Below are 17,724 nucleotides of genomic sequence, written 5' to 3'. Positions count from 1 at the left end.
AATGGAAAAGCAGACGCCGGAAACCACCCATTTTGGTTTTCGTACAGTAGCCAAAGATGAAAAACAGGAAATGGTGGCAGAAGTCTTCCATTCCGTTGCGGCAAAATATGATTTGATGAATGATCTGATGTCTTTCGGTATTCATCGCATCTGGAAACGCTTCACTATTGATTGCAGCGGTGTCCGTCAGGGACAACGTGTGCTGGATCTGGCCGGGGGTACGGGCGATCTGACCGCAAAATTCTCCCGTCTGGTGGGTGAGAAAGGCGAAGTCGTGCTGGCGGATATCAATGATTCCATGCTGAAGATGGGCCGCGAAAAGCTGCGCAATCTTGGCATCGTCGGCAACGTCAGCTACGTTCAGGCGAATGCCGAGGCTCTGCCGTTCCCGGACAACTATTTTGACTGTATCACCATCTCTTTCGGTCTGCGTAACGTGACTGAAAAAGAGAAGGCGCTGCGTTCCATGTTCCGCGTACTCAAGCCGGGCGGGCGTCTGTTGGTACTGGAATTCTCCAAACCGGTGCTGAAGCCGCTGAGCAAAGCTTACGACACCTATTCCTTCCATATTTTACCGCGTATTGGCGAGCTGGTTGCACACGATGCCGAAAGCTACCGGTATCTGGCTGAATCAATCCGTATGCATCCGGATCAGGAAACACTGAAAGGAATGATGGCGGACGCAGGTTTTGAAAATGTGACTTATCACAACCTGACTGGCGGCATTGTGGCGTTACATCGGGGTTTCAAATTCTGATATGAGTATGCCGATGTTGTTAACGCCGTTACTGACTGCCGCTATCGAGACGCCGCTTAATTACCTGCTTTTCAGAGATCGCAGCATGAAGGCGGCGCGGACACGTCTGGCCGGTAAAGTTCTGCGTGTGGAATTGCAGGAACTGAGTACACCACTGACGTTTGTGTTCAGTGAACAGAAAATTGATGTGCTCGGGCAATGGGACGGCGCGGCAGATTGCACCGTCACCTCGAAACTGTCAGTGCTGCATAAGTTACGTGATCGCCAGCAGTTGTCGCCCATGATGCGCAGTGGCGAGCTGGTAGTTGATGGCGATATCGCCCTGGTTCAGCAGTTCTCTGCATTGCTGGATATGGCGGAAATTGAGCCTGCGGAATTTCTGGCACCCTATATCGGTGACATTGCGGCACAGGGGCTGAGTCAGACCGTGCAGGGCGTTTTCAGCTTTTTGCAAAAAGGGTTGAAACACCAGCAGAGCTATGTGGCGCAAACGCTGACTGAAGAGTGGAAAATGGCACCCGGTCCGCTGGAAGTTGTCTGGTTTAGTGATGAGGTTTCCGCACTGGTGTGTGAGCTGGATGCGCTGGATAAACGTATCAAAAAACTGGAGGACAAACCGTGACGCCTAGGGAAATGCGACGTTTATATCTGATTATCCGCATGTTTCTGATCTACGGCCTTGACGAACTGATCCCTAAAATCCGCTTAACGTTACCACTGAGAATTGGTCGTTATCTTTTTTTCTGGTTACCAAATCGTCATAAAGAAAAGCCGTTAGGTGAGCGCATGCGCCTGGCACTGGAACAGCTTGGGCCGGTTTGGATCAAGTTCGGTCAGATGATGTCTACACGCCGCGATCTTTTCCCCCCGCACATAGCCGATCAGCTGGCTTTGCTTCAGGACCATGTTCCGCCGTTTGATGGTGCGAAAGCCCGTCAGCAAATTGATGCCGCGCTGGGTGGCCCGCTGGAAACCTGGTTTGATGAGTTCGATCAGACGCCGCTGGCGTCTGCGTCTATTGCTCAGGTGCACACGGCGATCCTGAAAGAAAACGGCAAACCGGTGGTGCTCAAAGTTATCCGTCCGGATATTTTACCGACCATTGTTGCTGATATCCGTTTGATGTCGCGTCTTGCTGGCTGGCTACCGATTTTGTTACCGGATGGTCGCCGTTTGCGTCCGCGTGAAGTGGTACGTGAGTATGAGAAAACGCTGCTTGATGAACTGAATCTGTTACGTGAAGCCGCGAATGCCATTCAGCTTCGCCGTAACTTTGAAGGCAGCCCGATGCTGTATGTGCCGGAAGTGTACCCGGACTATTGCAGCGAACAATTGATGGTGATGGAACGTATTTACGGGATCCCTGTTTCTGATATTGAGGCGCTGAAAAAACAGGGCACCAATATGAAATTGCTGGCGGAGCGCGGTGTACAGGTCTTCTTCACTCAGGTTTTTCGCGACAGTTTCTTCCATGCGGATATGCATCCGGGCAATATTTTTGTGAGCTACGAAACGCCTGAAGATCCTTGCTACATAGGCATTGATTGCGGCATAGTTGGTTCGCTCAATAAGGAAGACAAGCGCTATCTGGCGGAGAATTTCATCGCGTTCTTTAACCGTGATTACCGCAAAGTAGCTGAATTGCATGTCGATTCCGGCTGGGTCCCGCGAGATACCAACGTTGAAGAATTCGAATTTGCAATTCGGACAGTGTGTGAACCGATTTTTGAGAAACCGCTGGCGGATATTTCCTTCGGTAACGTATTGTTAAATCTGTTTAATACGGCTCGCCGTTTTAATATGGAAGTCCAGCCTCAGTTGGTGTTGCTGCAAAAGACACTGTTGTATGTAGAAGGCCTCGGGCGTCAGCTTTATCCTCAACTGGATTTGTGGACAACGGCGAAACCTTTCCTCGAAAGCTGGGTTCGTGATCAGGTGGGTCTGCCGGCGATGATCCGCGCACTGAAAGAGCGTGCGCCGTTCTGGATTGAGAAAATGCCTGAACTGCCAGATTTGGTTTATCAGAGCCTGCATCAGCACAAGCTGTTGCAATACAACATTGAGAAGCTTTCCTCCCAGATCCATAACCAGAGTTCCCGTCAGGGGCAGTCTCGTTATTTGTTGGGAATGGGTGCGACGCTGTTGTTGAGCGGAACCCTCTTACTGTTGGGTGGCGTTAAGGTTTACCCCGCCTGCCTGATGGCAGCCGGTGTTGTTTCCTGGTTAATCGGATGGAAGCGCGCCAGCTGAACAAATTGTTTTAAATCGAATGCCGTTTGCGGACGGCAATAAATGTCGTTCCTTCCTGTTTGAGGTGAAAATAATGGGTGGTATTAGTATTACAAAAATCCTGATCCTCGTTGTTCTTGTGGTACTGCTGTTCGGTACGAAGAAACTGCGTGGTCTGGGGTCTGATCTGGGTGCTTCCATCAAAGGCTTCAAAAAAGCCATGAGTGACGACGACAGCCAGTCAAAAACTAAAGACGCTGACGTTTCTCCCACTGATGCTGATTTCGTAGCAAAGTCTGTTGAAAGCAAGCCAGAAGCGAAAGCAGAAGACACCAAGAGCCAAAACAAAGAGCAGGTATAAGCCGTGTTCGATATTGGATTTAGTGAACTGCTGCTGGTATTGGTGATTGGCCTGGTTGTCCTCGGGCCCGAGCGTTTACCTGTAGCAGTCAGAACAGTAGCAGGCTGGATCCGTACGCTTCGTGCCATGGCTGCTTCAGTTCAAAGCGAATTGTCGCAGGAACTGAAACTCCAGGAATTGCAGGATAGCCTGAAGAAAGCGGAAGAAGCCGGTCTGAAGAATCTCACGCCAGAAATCAAAGCGTCTATGGACGAGTTGAAAGAAGCCGCAGAATCTATGAAGCAGTCGATCAATTCAGGATTGAATCCTGCAGAGAAAGCTGTGGAAGAAGCCAAAGCGGAAGGCAACACCATCCACAACCCTGTTCTGGATGAAGCTGAAGCGCACCATGATGCGGGTGTCTCTCCTGCTGCTGCCGACAATGTGGTTTCTGCACCGGCAACGGCACCGCAAAGTGCTGTTGATGCCGCTCTGGCCTCAAATAAAACGGCGCATGTTGCGGCTGAAAAGCTGACGGCCTCGGCGGAACACGCGGCTGACGCTTCTGTTGACGTTTCACCGGTTGTGAAAACTGCTGCTGAAGCCCCTGTGGCTGAACCCGCAGCACCGGCTAAACCGGCTTCATCAACTCAAACGACAGGCGAGCGTTAAACATGGCAGTTGAAGATACACAACCCCTTATCAGTCATCTGATTGAGCTGCGTAAGCGCCTGCTAAATGCCATTATCTGCATTATTGTGGTGTTTTTAGCGCTGGTTTATTTCGCAAATGACATCTATCAGTTGGTGGCTTCACCGCTGATCAAACAAATGCCGCTGGGCGCGAGCATGATTGCGACTGACGTCGCGTCGCCGTTCTTTACGCCTATCAAACTGACCATGATTGTCTCGGTGTTTGTCTCTGCACCGTTCATTTTGTATCAGGTCTGGGCATTTGTGGCTCCGGCGCTCTACAAACACGAACGCCGTCTCATGATGCCGCTGCTGTTTTCAAGCTCCGCGTTATTTTATCTCGGTGTGGCTTTTGCTTATTTCGTCGTGTTTCCGCTGGCGTTTGCTTTCTTTGCGAAAACTGCACCGGCTGGCGTGCAGATAGCCACCGACATTAACAACTATCTCGATTTCGTGATGGCGTTGTTTATGGCGTTTGGCGTCTCCTTCGAAGTGCCTATCGCGATTGTGTTGCTTTGCTGGAGTGGTGTAACGACACCCGAAGACTTGAAAAAGAAACGTCCGTATGTGCTGGTCGGGGCTTTTGTGGTCGGGATGTTGTTAACACCGCCGGATGTGTTCTCGCAAACATTGCTGGCCATTCCAATGTACCTGTTGTTTGAAATCGGCGTGTTCTTTGCCCGTTTCTATGTCGGAGGCCGTCGCCGGTCGGACGTCGACAACGAGACCGATCCGGATCAGCCTGCTTAAAGTTTCTTTCGTTATACATAGAAACCGCCCTGTTGGGCGGTTTCTGTTTCAGGACTCCCCATGTTTGAAATCGGTATAAATCTCACCAGCAGTCAGTTTGATAAAGATCGGCTGCAGGTTGTGGAAAGAGCCAGAACTGCCGGTCTGAGCGGCATGTTGATCACCGGAACGTCAGCGCAGGAAAGTGTCGAAGCGCAGAAAATGGCGGATGAGCATCCTGATTTTTGCTGGTCGACGGCGGGCGTGCATCCGCATCAGGCAAGTCACTGGAATGCGCAGGTTGAAGCCGGTATCCGTGAGCTTGCAGTGTTACCCAATGTTGTGGCTATCGGTGAGTGCGGGCTGGATTTCAATCGCAACTTTTCTCCGGCAGATCGACAGGAAGCGGCTTTCACGGCACAGCTGGCGCTGGCGAAAGAATTACAGTTGCCGGTGTTTCTGCATTGTCGCGATGCAGGTGAGCGCTTCGCCGCGTTGCTGAAACCCTGGCTATCCGATTTGCCGGGCGGCGTGGTTCATTGTTTCACCGGCACCCGTCAGGAGCTTGAGTTGTATTTATCTCTCGGACTGTCGATTGGTATCACCGGTTGGGTGTGCGATGAGCGTCGTGGGCTGGAATTACGTGACATGCTGCCGTTGATCCCTGCGGACAGGTTAATGCTTGAAACCGATGCACCGTATTTACTGCCGCGTGATATGGAAAACAAGCCGAAAAACCGCCGCAATGAACCGGCTTTCCTGCCGCATATTGTTAAACAGGTCGCGCTGTGGCGCGGGGAAGATCCTCAGTGGCTGGCAGATATCACGGATGACAATGCACGTAAACTTTTTGCATTGTCCGCGCGCCGCTGAACCCAATGATAAAGGCACCTTTAACGGTGCCTTTATCATTTGTACTGGGCGGAGATGCCGGTCAGATTTTTTGGAAGTGGGTATTTTCGATACTCTGACGAACCGGCTGGTTGATGAGGTTAAGCATCAGCAGTGAACGTGCTTCGCCGTCCGGTTCAGTATAAATCGCTTCGATACCGGCAAAAATCCCGTCGGTAATCACCACCTGATCGCCTTCATACGGCGTATCAGGATCACGAATTTCAATTGTTGGTGGCTCCATCAACTGTTTGATGACATCAGGCTGGACGGTGGCCAGTTTCGCACCAAAGCGGATGAAGTGGCTGACGCCACGCGTTGCGTTGATCGTCGTGGTATGGATCCGCTCAGGGTCGAACTCGATGAACATGTAATTTGGAAACAGTGGCTCGCTGACCGCAGTGCGGCGTCCGCGCACCAGTTTTTCCAGTGTGATCATCGGCGTCAGGCAGTTAACGTTCTGGCGTTCAAGATGTTCTTTTGCGCGAAGAAGCTGACCACGTTTGCAATAGAGTAAATACCAGGATTCCATAGTTTCCCACATAAAAGCGTTGAGCGGGGCAGCATACCAAAAGCCGCTCATGAGATACAGACAGTGCAAGTCTATGCAGACGTTTGCTGATTGTCGGCCCGTTATCTTTTATTATCGGAGAAAAGCGCGTTCTTATCCCCTCTATTAATCCTATTTTATCAGGAGAAATCTCATGGAGCTGTTTTTACTGAGTAACGGCAAGCTTTCAGGTGAATCTGAGTTACTGGGTTACGCTAAAACGCGCATCCAGACTATGTTTGAGGCACACAATATCACCTCTGCCGTGCTGGTCCCCTACGCCCTGATCCGCAGTGATTACGATGCCCGCGCCTTGGAACTTTCTGATACGTTGGGCATTCGCGTCAGTAGTATTCATCATGCAAAAAATCCTGCTGAAGCTATTGCCGGCGCACAATGCATTTTGATCAGCGGCGGGAATACCTGGATGCTTAATCAGATGCTGCATGAACATAGCCTGATCGTACCGATTCAGCGGGCAGTGCGTGAGCGCAATGTGCCTTATGTTGGCTGGAGTGCGGGTTGTAATGTCGCCACGCCAAGCATCCGCACCACCAATGATATGCCTGTTCGCAACTCTGTGGTTCTGCCTGCTCTCGGCCTGTTCCCGGTGCAAATCAATCCGCATTACATCGATGCCCATTTAAGCGGTCATATGGGCGAAACCCGTGATGAGCGCATTGCGGAATTCTGCGCGGTTAACCCGTCTGAATCAGTGATTGCGTTGCGTGAAGGCAGCCTGTTGCAGGTGTCCGGCAATGATCTGAGTTACTTCAGTGCTAAAAATCAGGGGTTTAAGGTTTTCCGCCACGAGCAAGACACACAGGAATATCAGGATACTCAGGCGCTCCAGCCTCTGGTGTCTTTTAACTGCGTGTGATTGTCGTCGCGATATAACTTCCGCACCGTCAGACCAAAAATACCCGGGCTGACGGTTATACTGCTTTTTCGTTATCAGACTTTACTTACCAATAAGAAATTTACTGATAACAAACTTGCTGATAACAAAAAAGCAGCAACAACCCCGGAGAGGCTCTATAATGCTCTCCTTCAACCCGGCGACTCAGAATCAGCATGAAATACCGTGATTTACGTGACTTCCTCTCGTTACTCGAAAAGAGAGGCCAACTGAAACGCATTAGCCAGTCAGTTGACCCTTATCTGGAAATGACCGAAATTGCCGATCGTACCCTGCGTGCAGGCGGTCCGGCGCTTTTGTTCGAAAATCCTAAAGGCTACGACATGCCGGTTTTGTGCAATTTATTCGGCACACCTCAGCGTGTGGCGATGGGCATGGGCAAAGAAGATGTCAGTGCGTTGCGGGAAGTCGGTGAATTACTGGCGTTTCTGAAAGAACCCGAGCCGCCGCGCGGTTTTCGTGATTTATACGACAAAGCGCCGAAGTTTAAACAAGTGCTGAACATGCCGACCAAAGTGCTGCATTCGGCACCTTGTCAGCAGCAGATTTGGGAAGGCGATGCGGTCGATATCACCAAAATTCCGGTGATGCAGTGCTGGCCGGAAGATGCCGCGCCGCTCATCACCTGGGGCCTGACTGTGACTCGTGGCCCGAACAAGCCGCGTCAAAATCTGGGCATTTATCGTCAGCAGGTGTTGGGTAAAAATAAAGTGATCATGCGCTGGTTGTCCCATCGGGGCGGCGCGCTCGATTTCCAGGAATGGTGCCAGCAGAATCCGGGCCAGCGTTTTCCGGTTTCCGTGGCGCTGGGTGCCGATCCGGCAACGATTCTTGGCGCTGTGACGCCGGTGCCCGATACGCTTTCTGAATATGCCTTTGCCGGGCTGTTGCGTGGTAACAAAACGGAAGTAGTGAAATGTATTTCCAACGATCTGGAAGTGCCTGCCAGCGCCGAGATTGTGCTTGAAGGGTATATCGAGCCGGGTGAAATGGCACCGGAAGGCCCTTATGGCGACCACACCGGCTACTATAATGAAGTGGATAGCTTCCCGGTGTTCACCATTACGCACATGACGCAGCGTAAAGATGCCATCTATCATTCGACTTACACCGGCCGTCCGCCAGATGAGCCCGCAGTACTGGGTGTGGCGTTGAATGAAGTGTTTGTGCCGATTCTGAAAAAGCAGTTTCCGGAAATTGTTGATTTCTATCTGCCGCCTGAGGGTTGCTCCTACCGTCTGGCTGTCGTTACCATGAAGAAGCAATACGCCGGTCATGCTAAACGCGTGATGATGGGGGTCTGGTCATTCCTGCGTCAGTTTATGTACACCAAGTTTGTGATTGTGTGCGACGACGATGTGAATGCCCGCGACTGGAACGACGTGATTTGGGCGATCACCACCCGGATGGATCCCGCGCGGGATACGGTTCTGGTGGAAAATACCCCGATTGATTATCTCGATTTTGCCTCCCCGGTGTCGGGCCTTGGCTCGAAAATGGGGATGGACGCGACCAACAAATGGCCGGGTGAAACGCAGCGTGAATGGGGACGTCCGATTGTGAAAGACCCGGAAGTCACCGCGCGTATTGACGCTATTTGGGATGAACTCGCTATTCTTAATGATAAAGACGATGTGAAAAAATAATCGAATCTTTGTCCTACGCTTTGCTTTGACGACCCACAGAGGGAACGCATGACAACATTGAGCTGTAAAGTGACCTCGGTTGAGGCGATAACCGATACGGTGTATCGCGTCCGGCTGGTTCCGGAAGCGCCTTTCTCGTTCCGCGCGGGTCAGTATCTTATGGTGGTAATGGATGAGCGTGACAAGCGCCCGTTCTCGCTGGCCTCGACGCCGGCTCAACACAATGTGATTGAGCTGCACATCGGCGCGTCTGAACTGAATTTGTACGCGATGGCCGTGATGGATCGCATTTTGAAAGAACAGGCAATCACCGTTGATATTCCGCACGGCGATGCCTGGTTACGCGAAGATGGCGAGCGTCCGCTGGTATTGATTGCCGGCGGAACGGGCTTCTCTTACGTGCGTTCCATTCTGATCACAGCACTCGAGCAGCAACCGCATCGTGATATCTCGATTTACTGGGGGGGCCGTGAGCTGAAGCATCTGTATGATCTCGGTGAACTGGAAGCGATGAGCATCAATCATCCGAACCTGAAAGTTATCCCGGTGGTTGAACAGCCGGAAGAGGGCTGGCAGGGCAGAAGTGGCACTGTTCTGAGCGCGGTTTTACAAGATTTCTCTTCACTGGCTGAGTACGACATTTATATCGCCGGTCGTTTTGAGATGGCTAAAATCGCCCGTGAACGTTTTGTCGCCGAGCGCGGTGCGCAGGAAGACCGTCTGTTTGGTGATGCTTTCTCTTTCATCTGATTGAACAATGAAAAAGCCCGCCCCTGACAGGCGGGAAAACGGCAACTAAAACGGGTAAGACACATTGATGAAAGCGGGCTGAATGCCCGCTTTTTTGTTTTTGCAGAAAGGGATTGTCAGATGCGTTCGAAAACGGTCGCGATGCCCTGACCTAAACCGATACACATGGTCGCAACGCCAAACTGGACGTCGCGACGCTCCATCAGGTTCAGCAGCGTGGTGGAAATACGAGAGCCGGAACAGCCGAGCGGGTGACCGAGCGCAATGGCACCGCCGTTCAGGTTGACGCGATCCTCCATAGTTTCCAGCAGTCCCAAATCTTTCACACACGGCAAGGCTTGTGCGGCGAAGGCTTCGTTCAGTTCGAACAGACCGATGTCCTGCACGCTCAGTCCGGCGCGTTTCAGAGCCAGACGCGTTGCCGGCACCGGGCCATAACCCATAATGGACGGGTCGCAGCCCACCACCGCCATGGCGCGGATGCGGGCACGGGCTTTCAGACCTAAAGATTTGGCACGGGATTCACTCATCAGCAACATCGCCGATGCGCCGTCGGAGAGGGCAGAAGAAGTTCCCGCCGTGACAGTGCCATTCACCGGATCGAACGCCGGGCGTAAAGCTGCCAGTGTGGCGACCGTCGTTTCCGGGCGGATCACTTCGTCGAAATCATAACGGGTCAGAACGCCATCGGCGTTATGGCCTTCGGTCGGCACAATTTCGTTAGCGAAATGCCCGTCTACGGTGGCTGCATGAGCACGCTGATGTGAACGTGCGGCAAATTCATCCTGCATTTCACGGCTGATCTGGTGCATTTTTGCCAGCATTTCCGCCGTCAGTCCCATCATCCCTGCGGCTTTCGCTACGGTTTTGCTCAGCCCCGGATGGAAATCCACACCATGATTCATCGGCACATGACCCATATGTTCCACACCGCCGATCAGGCTGACCTGTGCGTCACCGACCATAATGGCGCGGGCGGCGTCATGCAGCGCCTGCATGGAAGAACCGCACAGCCGGTTGACCGTAGTCGCGGGAACACTGTGCGGTATTTCCGCCAGCAGCGCCGCGTTACGGGCAATGTTGAAGCCTTGTTCCAGCGTCTGCTGGACGCAGCCCCAGTAAATATCATCAATATCTTTGGCGTTCAGCGCCGGATTACGGGCCAGTACGGCACGCATCAGATGCGCGGAGAGATCTTCAGCCCTGACATGGCGGAATGCGCCGCCTTTTGAACGGCCCATTGGCGTGCGGACTGCGTCAACAATGACTACGTTTTCCATGATTTCGGTCCTTATGCCTGATTACCGGTGCTGAAGTTTTCCAGCGGAGCGGCAACCGGATAGTAACTTTCATTGGTTTGCGCTTTAGCGCGTAGCCCTTCCGGTGCCTGATACATCGGCCCCAGATGTGCGTACTGTTCGGTCATTTTCAGATACTCAGTGGTGCCGAGGGTATCAAGATAACGGAACGGGCCGCCGTGGAAAGGAGGGAATCCGATGCCGTAGACCAGCGCCATGTCGGCTTCGGCCGGGCTGGCAATAATGCCTTCCTCAAAGCAGCGCACCACTTCGTTAATCATCGGAATCATCATGCGGGCGATGATGTCCTGCGGTGAGAAGTCAGTGTGTGCTGGTTTCAGGTTGTCGGCCAGCAGACTGATCGCCTGTTCGTCAACTTCCTTGCGCGGCTTGCCTTTGCTGTCTTCGCTGTAACGGTAGAAACCGAGTTGATTTTTCTGCCCAAAACGACGGTTATCAAACAGCACATCAACAGCGTCACGGTAATCCCGTGCCATGCGCTCAGGGAAACCGGCGGCCATCACGGCCTGGGCGTGATGCGCGGTGTCGATGCCGACCACATCCAGCAGATAAGCCGGACCCATCGGCCAGCCGAACTGTTTTTCCATCACTTTGTCGATCTGGCGGAAATCAGCGCCATCACGCAGTAACAGACTGAAACCGGAGAAATACGGGAACAGTACGCGGTTGACGAAGAATCCCGGGCAGTCGTTGACCACGATAGGCGTTTTACCCATCGCCAGTGCGTAAGAAACGATGCGCGAAATCGTTTTGTCTGAGGTTTTCTCACCACGCACGATTTCGACCAGCGGCATACGATGCACCGGGTTGAAGAAGTGCATACCACAGAAGTTTTCCGGGCGTTTGAGCGAAGACGCTAACAGATTGATAGGAATGGTCGAGGTATTCGAGGCCAGAACGGTATCGGTGCCGAGCAGAGATTCCGCTTCCGCCAGCACCGCGGCCTTCACTTTAGGATTCTCGACCACGGCTTCAACGACCACGGAGGCACGTTCGATGCCGCTGTAATCCAGCGTCGGATGAATGGTCGACAGCACTTTAGCCATTTTCAGACCGTCGAGTTTACCGCGCTCCAGTTGCTTGTTGAGCAACTTGGCAGCCTCGTTCATGCCGAGCGTCAGGGACTGGTCGTTGATATCTTTCATCACAACCGGTACGCCTTTCAGCGCAGACTGGTAGGCGATCCCGCCGCCCATAATGCCCGCGCCCAATACGGCGGCCTGTTTCGGTTTTTCGCTGTCTTGCGCCAGTTTTTTGGCTTTGCTTTTCACAAACTGATCGTTAAGGAAAATACTGACCAGTGCGCGGGCTTCTTTTGATTGTGCGAGCGGCACAAAGCTGGCGGTTTCCAGCTGCAACGCTTCATCGCGACCCAGACGGGCCGCGGCTTCTATGGTTTTCACCGCGCTCATGGGCGCCGGATAGTGTTTACCGGCATTTTGCATGACCATACTTTTGGCGACGCTGAAGCTCATCGCCGCTTCAATCTGGCTGAGTTTCAACGGCAGACGTTTAGGATCACGACGGTTATGCCATTCCAGTTTGCCGTCAACGGCGTTTTTCAGCATGCTGATGCCGGCGTCGCGCAGTTTATCGGCTTCAACCACCGCATCGACCAGCCCGACTTTCAGGGCCTCTTTTCCACTGATATTTTTACCGGCGGCGATAATTTCCAGCGCACTGTCAGTACCAATCAGACGTGGCAGACGTACGGAACCGCCGAAGCCCGGCATAATTCCTAAACTGGTTTCCGGCAGGCCAATCCGGGCATCGGCAGTGCTGATACGAAAATCTGTCGCCAGCACGCATTCGCAACCGCCGCCCAGCGCATAACCGCTGATGGCAGAAAGTGTCGGTACCGGCAGGTCTTCCAGCCGGTTAAAAATGCTGTTGGCGAAATCCAGCCATTCATGCAGTTTTTCGGCTGGCGCGTTGAACAGGGATAAAAATTCGGTGATATCCGCGCCCACGATAAACGCTGGTTTGGCCGAACTGAGCAGCAGACCTTTCAGGTCAGACTGTTTTTCAAGTACTGCAATGGCTTCGCCCAGGCTGGCGACAGTTTGAGTGTCGAGTTTGTTAACCGAGCCTGGGGCATCAAACACCAGCTCCGCGATACCGCCGTCGAGCCAGTGCAGGTGTAGTGTTTCGCCTTGGTAGAGCATGTGTCTCTCCTGAATCATCTGGGATGATCTGGTATGACCAGATGTTTTGGAGTGTGGTTTTTATGTTAATAATTTGCAAATGAGATGTGTTTTATTTGCAGGCAAGATCACAAACCTTCCGGGACTATGGTCGCGGTGAGGCTGTGGTAAGATGCTGCATCGTCATTCAGGTGAAAAAAGGACAGTTGGATGGAATCGCTTACTACGCTTTATAAAGAACATATCGCCACGCTGCAGACGCGTGCCCGTGAAATTCTGCAACGTTCTCAGCTTGATGCGTTACTGATTCACTCCGGTGAGTTGCTGACGACCTTCCTTGATGACCACAGTTATCCCTTTAAAGTCAATCCGCAGTTCAAAGCCTGGGTGCCGGTCACCAAAGTGCCGAACTGCTGGTTGTGGGTGGATGGCGTGAATGCGCCGAAGCTGTGGTTCTATTCTCCGGTGGATTACTGGCACAGCCATGAGCCGCTGCCGGAGTCCTTCTGGACGAAAGAGATTTCCCTGACGCCGCTGGCCAACGCTGACGATATCAAAGGCCAGTTGCCCGTTGATCTCAAACGTGTGGGTTACATCGGTTACAGTCAGGAACGTGCGATCAGCATGGGTATCCCTGCGGCGAACGTGAATCCGAAAGTGGTACTGGATTTCCTGCATTATCATCGCGCTTATAAAACAGACTATGAACTGGCCTGTATGCGTGAAGCGCAGAAAGTCGCGGTCAGTGGCCATCGCGCGGCGAAAGAAGCGTTCCTTTCCGGCATGAGCGAATTTGATATCAATCTGGCGTATCTCACTGCTACCGGTCATCGTGATACCGATGTGCCTTACAGCAACATTGTCGCGCTCAATGAACACGCTTCCGTACTGCATTACACTACGCTCGATAATCAGCCGCCTGCCGAAATGCACAGCTTCCTGCTTGATGCCGGTGCAGAATATAACGGTTATGCCGCCGATCTGACGCGTACCTATGCCGCAAAACCTGACAGTGATTTCGCAGCACTCGTGAAAGATCTCAATACGGAAGAACTTGCGTTAATTGATACGATTAAAGCCGGTGTGCGCTATACCGACTATCATGTTCAGATGCATCACCGTATCGCCAAATTGTTGAAAGCGCATAAGCTGGTGGTGGATATCAGTGAAGACGCCATGGTGGAACAGAACCTGACCGGGCCTTTCCTGCCGCATGGTCTGGGGCATCCGCTGGGGTTACAGGTTCACGATGTTGCCGGGTTTATGCAGGATGATACCGGCACGCATCTGGCCGCGCCTTCGCAATATCCCTACCTGCGTTGTACCCGTGTGATTGAGCCAGGCATGGTGCTGACTATCGAGCCGGGTTTGTATTTCATCGATTCGTTGCTGTTACCGTGGCGCGAAGGGCAGTTTAGCAAACACTTTGCCTGGGATCGCATCAATGCCATGAAGTCATTTGGCGGCATTCGTATCGAAGACAACATTGTCATCCACGATAATCGTATCGAAAATATGACACGTGATCTGAAGCTGGCCTGATGCAGCCTTATCCCGTCCCCGCTGAGCCTGTCAGTTTCAGCGAAGAAATAAAGAAGAGTCGCTTCATCACCCTGCTGGCGAGAACTGAGGGAGTTGAAATGGCAAAGGCTTTTATTCAGGAGGTCAGAAACCAGCATCCGGCAGCGCGTCATCACTGCTGGGCGTTTGTAGCTGGCGCGCCTGCTGATTCTCAGCAACTGGGCTTTTCTGATGATGGCGAACCGGCGGGCACAGCCGGTAAACCGATCTTAAGTCAGCTGATGGGAAGCGGAGTCGGGGAGATCACCGCCGTCGTGGTGCGTTATTACGGTGGCATAATGCTGGGTACTGGCGGGTTAGTGAAAGCCTACGGCGGCGGTGTTCAGCAGGCATTGAAACAACTTATCGTGCAGCAAAAGGTTCCGCTGGCGGAGTTCGCGGTGCAGTGTGATTACAGCCAGTTACAGCTGGTGGAAACGCTGCTTTTGCAGGTTGGCGGCCATATTTTACGCAGTGAATACGGCGCGGCGGTGGATCTCGTTCTGGCGTTGCCTGCCGCAGATGCACCGGCAACCGTCAGCCATTTGTTCGATATCAGCCGTGGCACGCTAATCCTGCGTCCGGTTTCTTAAATTTTTCTATGGTTAATTCGCTGAGGAACGCACCAGCATGCATTTTCGTGCCATAACACGCATTGTGGGGGTGCTCGTCATCCTTTTCTCGGGAACGATGATTATTCCCGGTCTGGTCGCTTTAATTTACCGCGATGGTGCGGGGCGTGCGTTCAGTCAGACCTTCTTTGTCGCCCTGGCGATTGGGTTATTTCTCTGGCTGCCAAACCGGAAGCAGAAAAGTGAGCTGAAGCCACGGGAAGGTTTCCTGATTGTGGTGCTGTTCTGGACGGTGCTGGGCAGCGTCGGGGCATTGCCTTTTCTGTTCTCCGAGCGGCCGAATCTTTCCCTTACCGATGCTTTCTTTGAATCTTTCTCCGGCCTGACGACGACGGGCGCGACCACGCTGGTCGGGCTGGATTCTTTGCCGAAAGCGATTCTCTTCTACCGGCAGATGCTGCAATGGTTTGGTGGTATGGGGATCATTGTGCTTGCGGTGGCCATTCTGCCGATATTGGGGGTCGGCGGAATGCAGTTGTATCGCGCCGAAATGCCGGGGCCGCTGAAAGATAACAAGATGCGCCCGCGTATCGCCGAAACAGCAAAAACGCTGTGGCTTATCTATGTGCTGCTGACCATCGCTTGTGCGCTGTCATTATGGGGCGCGGGGATGCCGGTCTTTGATGCGATCAGCCATAGTTTCTCGACTATCGCCATCGGTGGCTTCTCGACGCATGATGCCAGCATCGGCTATTTCCATAGCGGAACGATTAATACCATTGTGGCGGTATTCCTGTTGATCTCCGGCTGTAACTACGGCCTGCACTTTGCGGTGCTGAGCGGGCGAAACCTCAAGGTATACTGGCGTGATCCGGAATTTCGCATGTTTATCGGCGTGCAGTTCACGCTGGTCGTCATCTGCACGGTGATTCTGTGGATCCACAATACCTACGGCTCGCCGCTGGAAACGCTCAATCAGGCATTCTTCCAGGTGGTATCAATGGCCACCACAGCAGGCTATACCACTGACAGTATTTCCAAATGGCCGCTGTTCCTGCCGCTTCTATTATTGTGCTCCGCTTTTATCGGTGGTTGTGCCGGTTCAACGGGCGGCGGTCTTAAAGTGATCCGTATTCTTCTGCTTTATTTACAGGGTTCACGCGAGCTGAAAAGGCTGGTTCACCCGAATGCGGTTTACACCATCAAATTGGGTAACCGCGCGTTGCCTGAACGTATCATAGAAGCGGTATGGGGTTTCTTCTCCGCTTACGCACTGGTGTTTATTGTCAGCATGCTGGCGATTGTTGCCACCGGTGTGGATAACTTCTCTGCCTTTGCTGCGGTTACCGCCACACTCAATAACCTTGGCCCGGGGCTGGGGGTGGTGGCTGATAACTTTGCTTCGATGAATTCCGTGGCGAAATGGATCCTGATCGTCACCATGTTGTTTGGTCGTCTGGAAGTCTTCACATTATTAGTGCTGTTCACGCCGACGTTCTGGCGGGAATGAGTTTTAAGAAAGGGAAACAAGTATGAAAGCGTTGATACTCTATTCAAGTCGTGACGGGCAGACACATGCTATCGCTTCTTATATAGCAAGTGAGCTGAAAGAAAAGTGCAACTGCGATGTTGTTGATCTGGTACATGCGGAACATGTCGATTTGAAAAGCTATGACCAGGTGATGATCGGCGCTTCTATACGTTACGGCCACTTTAACCCGGTACTGGATAAGTTCGTTAAAAAACACGCCGAAACCTTGAATCACATGCCGTCGGCTTTTTTCGGCGTCAACCTGACAGCGCGCAAACCCGAAAAACGTACACCACAGACTAATGCCTATGTACGTAAATTCCTGCTGGCATCCCCGTGGGAACCGGCAATATGCGGTGTCTTTGCTGGCGCATTACGTTATCCGCGATATCGCTGGTTCGATAAGGTCATGATCCAACTGATTATGCGGATGACAGGTGGTGAAACAGATACCCGTAAAGAAGTGGAATATACCGACTGGCAGCAGGTGGCCAAATTCGCTGAAGATTTTGGGCAAATATCGTATAAAAAATCGCACTAATGCGGGCTTAATAGACGTTCAGGCCAAAAAGAAAGCATTCAGAAAGTTTTTTGAAATTAGGGGTTGCGGCCTTCTGAGAACTCCCTATAATGCGCCTCCACTGACCGGGAACAACGACTCCTCTAACAAGAACCAAGTCGCCCAGTCAGGAAGAATCAACCCGGTGAAAACACCGCATCTTGTAAAAGAAAATGGTTGACTCTTCAGGGAGAAAGAGTATTATCTGCCTCCCACGTTGCTGAGTTAATTCTCGCGGCGTACGCTCTTTAACAATTTATCAGACAATCTGTGTGGGCACTCACAAGACGATATCAGCCACCTCGGTGGCAAAAAATATCAAGTCTTAGAGTGACCAAGCAGTAATTCATTTAGTTGAATTATTACGAAGTAATCTCTGAGCACCGCTTCACTTGTTGAAGCAAATCGAACTTTTAATTGAAGAGTTTGATCATGGCTCAGATTGAACGCTGGCGGCAGGCCTAACACATGCAAGTCGAGCGGCAGCGGGAAGTAGCTTGCTACTTTGCCGGCGAGCGGCGGACGGGTGAGTAATG

Annotated in this window: 17 protein-coding genes and 1 rRNA gene; 15 read left to right on the top strand and 3 right to left on the bottom strand. The window is 52.3% G+C overall.

What is annotated here, in order from left to right; genetic code table 11:
* Position 1: 1 nt before the first annotated feature.
* The 7 genes from ubiE to tatD all read left to right on the top strand — a co-directional run bounded on the left by ubiE (position 2) and on the right by tatD (position 5,620).
* Positions 2–757, top strand: coding sequence for a bifunctional demethylmenaquinone methyltransferase/2-methoxy-6-polyprenyl-1,4-benzoquinol methylase UbiE (gene ubiE / locus EX31_RS14625; protein ID WP_013577436.1), 756 nt, complete (start codon positions 2–4; stop codon positions 755–757).
* A gap of 13 nt (positions 758–770) precedes the next feature.
* Positions 771–1,379 (top strand): ubiquinone biosynthesis protein UbiJ, encoded by a 609-nt coding sequence (locus EX31_RS14620; RefSeq protein ID WP_013577435.1) that lies wholly within the window; start codon positions 771–773, stop codon positions 1,377–1,379.
* Positions 1,376–3,007, top strand: coding sequence for a ubiquinone biosynthesis regulatory protein kinase UbiB (gene ubiB / locus EX31_RS14615; protein ID WP_013577434.1), 1,632 nt, complete (start codon positions 1,376–1,378; stop codon positions 3,005–3,007). Before EX31_RS14620 ends, ubiB begins: the two co-directional genes overlap by 4 nt.
* Before the next feature lie 73 nt (positions 3,008–3,080).
* Complete coding sequence (gene tatE / locus EX31_RS14610) at positions 3,081–3,347, top strand: twin-arginine translocase subunit TatE (protein WP_013577433.1); 267 nt, start codon at positions 3,081–3,083, stop codon at positions 3,345–3,347.
* A 3-nt stretch (positions 3,348–3,350) separates the two neighbouring features.
* Positions 3,351–3,998 (top strand): Sec-independent protein translocase protein TatB, encoded by a 648-nt coding sequence (tatB, locus tag EX31_RS14605; RefSeq protein ID WP_013577432.1) that lies wholly within the window; start codon positions 3,351–3,353, stop codon positions 3,996–3,998.
* 2 nt (positions 3,999–4,000) lie between these two features.
* Complete coding sequence (gene tatC, locus EX31_RS14600; RefSeq protein WP_013577431.1) at positions 4,001–4,768, top strand: Sec-independent protein translocase subunit TatC; 768 nt, start codon at positions 4,001–4,003, stop codon at positions 4,766–4,768.
* Between the two features lie 60 nt (positions 4,769–4,828).
* Entirely contained in the window at positions 4,829–5,620 is a 792-nt protein-coding gene (gene tatD / locus EX31_RS14595) for a 3'-5' ssDNA/RNA exonuclease TatD (protein ID WP_037035383.1), read from the top strand.
* A 61-nt stretch (positions 5,621–5,681) separates the two neighbouring features.
* Here tatD and rfaH read toward each other — a convergent pair whose 3' ends face one another.
* The gene (gene rfaH, locus EX31_RS14590) at positions 5,682–6,170 is read right to left on the bottom strand and encodes a transcription/translation regulatory transformer protein RfaH (RefSeq protein WP_015690568.1); all 489 of its coding nucleotides are present in this window, start codon (positions 6,168–6,170) and stop codon (positions 5,682–5,684) included.
* 172 nt (positions 6,171–6,342) lie between these two features.
* Here rfaH and pepE point away from each other — a divergent pair, with 172 nt between their 5' ends.
* The 3 genes from pepE (at position 6,343) to fre (ending at position 9,503) form a co-directional block, all read left to right on the top strand.
* Positions 6,343–7,068, top strand: coding sequence for a dipeptidase PepE (gene pepE, locus EX31_RS14585; RefSeq protein ID WP_037035380.1), 726 nt, complete (start codon positions 6,343–6,345; stop codon positions 7,066–7,068).
* 194 nt (positions 7,069–7,262) lie between these two features.
* Entirely contained in the window at positions 7,263–8,753 is a 1,491-nt protein-coding gene (gene ubiD, locus EX31_RS14580; protein WP_037035378.1) for a 4-hydroxy-3-polyprenylbenzoate decarboxylase, read from the top strand.
* 48 nt (positions 8,754–8,801) lie between these two features.
* On the top strand, positions 8,802–9,503 hold the full coding sequence (gene fre, locus EX31_RS14575; protein ID WP_013577426.1) for an NAD(P)H-flavin reductase: 702 nt from the start codon (positions 8,802–8,804) through the stop codon (positions 9,501–9,503).
* Between the two features lie 116 nt (positions 9,504–9,619).
* Here the strand turns inward: fre and fadA are convergent, their stop codons facing one another.
* Positions 9,620–10,783, bottom strand: a complete 1,164-nt coding sequence (fadA, locus tag EX31_RS14570; protein ID WP_037035376.1) for an acetyl-CoA C-acyltransferase FadA — start codon at positions 10,781–10,783, stop codon at positions 9,620–9,622.
* 11 nt (positions 10,784–10,794) lie between these two features.
* Entirely contained in the window at positions 10,795–12,987 is a 2,193-nt protein-coding gene (fadB, locus tag EX31_RS14565) for a fatty acid oxidation complex subunit alpha FadB (RefSeq protein ID WP_037035373.1), read from the bottom strand.
* A 189-nt stretch (positions 12,988–13,176) separates the two neighbouring features.
* Between fadB and pepQ the strand changes: the two genes are divergently transcribed.
* From pepQ to EX31_RS14540, 5 genes are all read left to right on the top strand, one after another.
* Positions 13,177–14,508 (top strand): Xaa-Pro dipeptidase, encoded by a 1,332-nt coding sequence (gene pepQ / locus EX31_RS14560; protein WP_013577423.1) that lies wholly within the window; start codon positions 13,177–13,179, stop codon positions 14,506–14,508.
* Complete coding sequence (locus tag EX31_RS14555; RefSeq protein WP_037035370.1) at positions 14,508–15,119, top strand: IMPACT family protein; 612 nt, start codon at positions 14,508–14,510, stop codon at positions 15,117–15,119. The genes pepQ and EX31_RS14555 overlap by 1 nt, the downstream gene beginning before the upstream one ends.
* 37 nt (positions 15,120–15,156) lie before the next feature.
* A complete protein-coding gene (trkH, locus tag EX31_RS14550; RefSeq protein ID WP_037035367.1) occupies positions 15,157–16,608 on the top strand; it encodes a Trk system potassium transporter TrkH in 1,452 nt (483 codons plus the stop codon).
* Between the two features lie 22 nt (positions 16,609–16,630).
* A complete protein-coding gene (hemG, locus tag EX31_RS14545) occupies positions 16,631–17,170 on the top strand; it encodes a menaquinone-dependent protoporphyrinogen IX dehydrogenase (protein WP_037035365.1) in 540 nt (179 codons plus the stop codon).
* A 432-nt stretch (positions 17,171–17,602) separates the two neighbouring features.
* Positions 17,603–17,724 (top strand): 16S ribosomal RNA (locus EX31_RS14540); the annotation flags it as partial.

This window comes from Rahnella sp. WP5, assembly GCF_000745615.1.
Classification (GTDB): domain Bacteria; phylum Pseudomonadota; class Gammaproteobacteria; order Enterobacterales; family Enterobacteriaceae; genus Rahnella; species Rahnella aceris.
The sequence above is the reverse complement of the archived record's forward strand: the minus strand, read 5'-3'. Positions and strand labels throughout refer to the sequence as shown.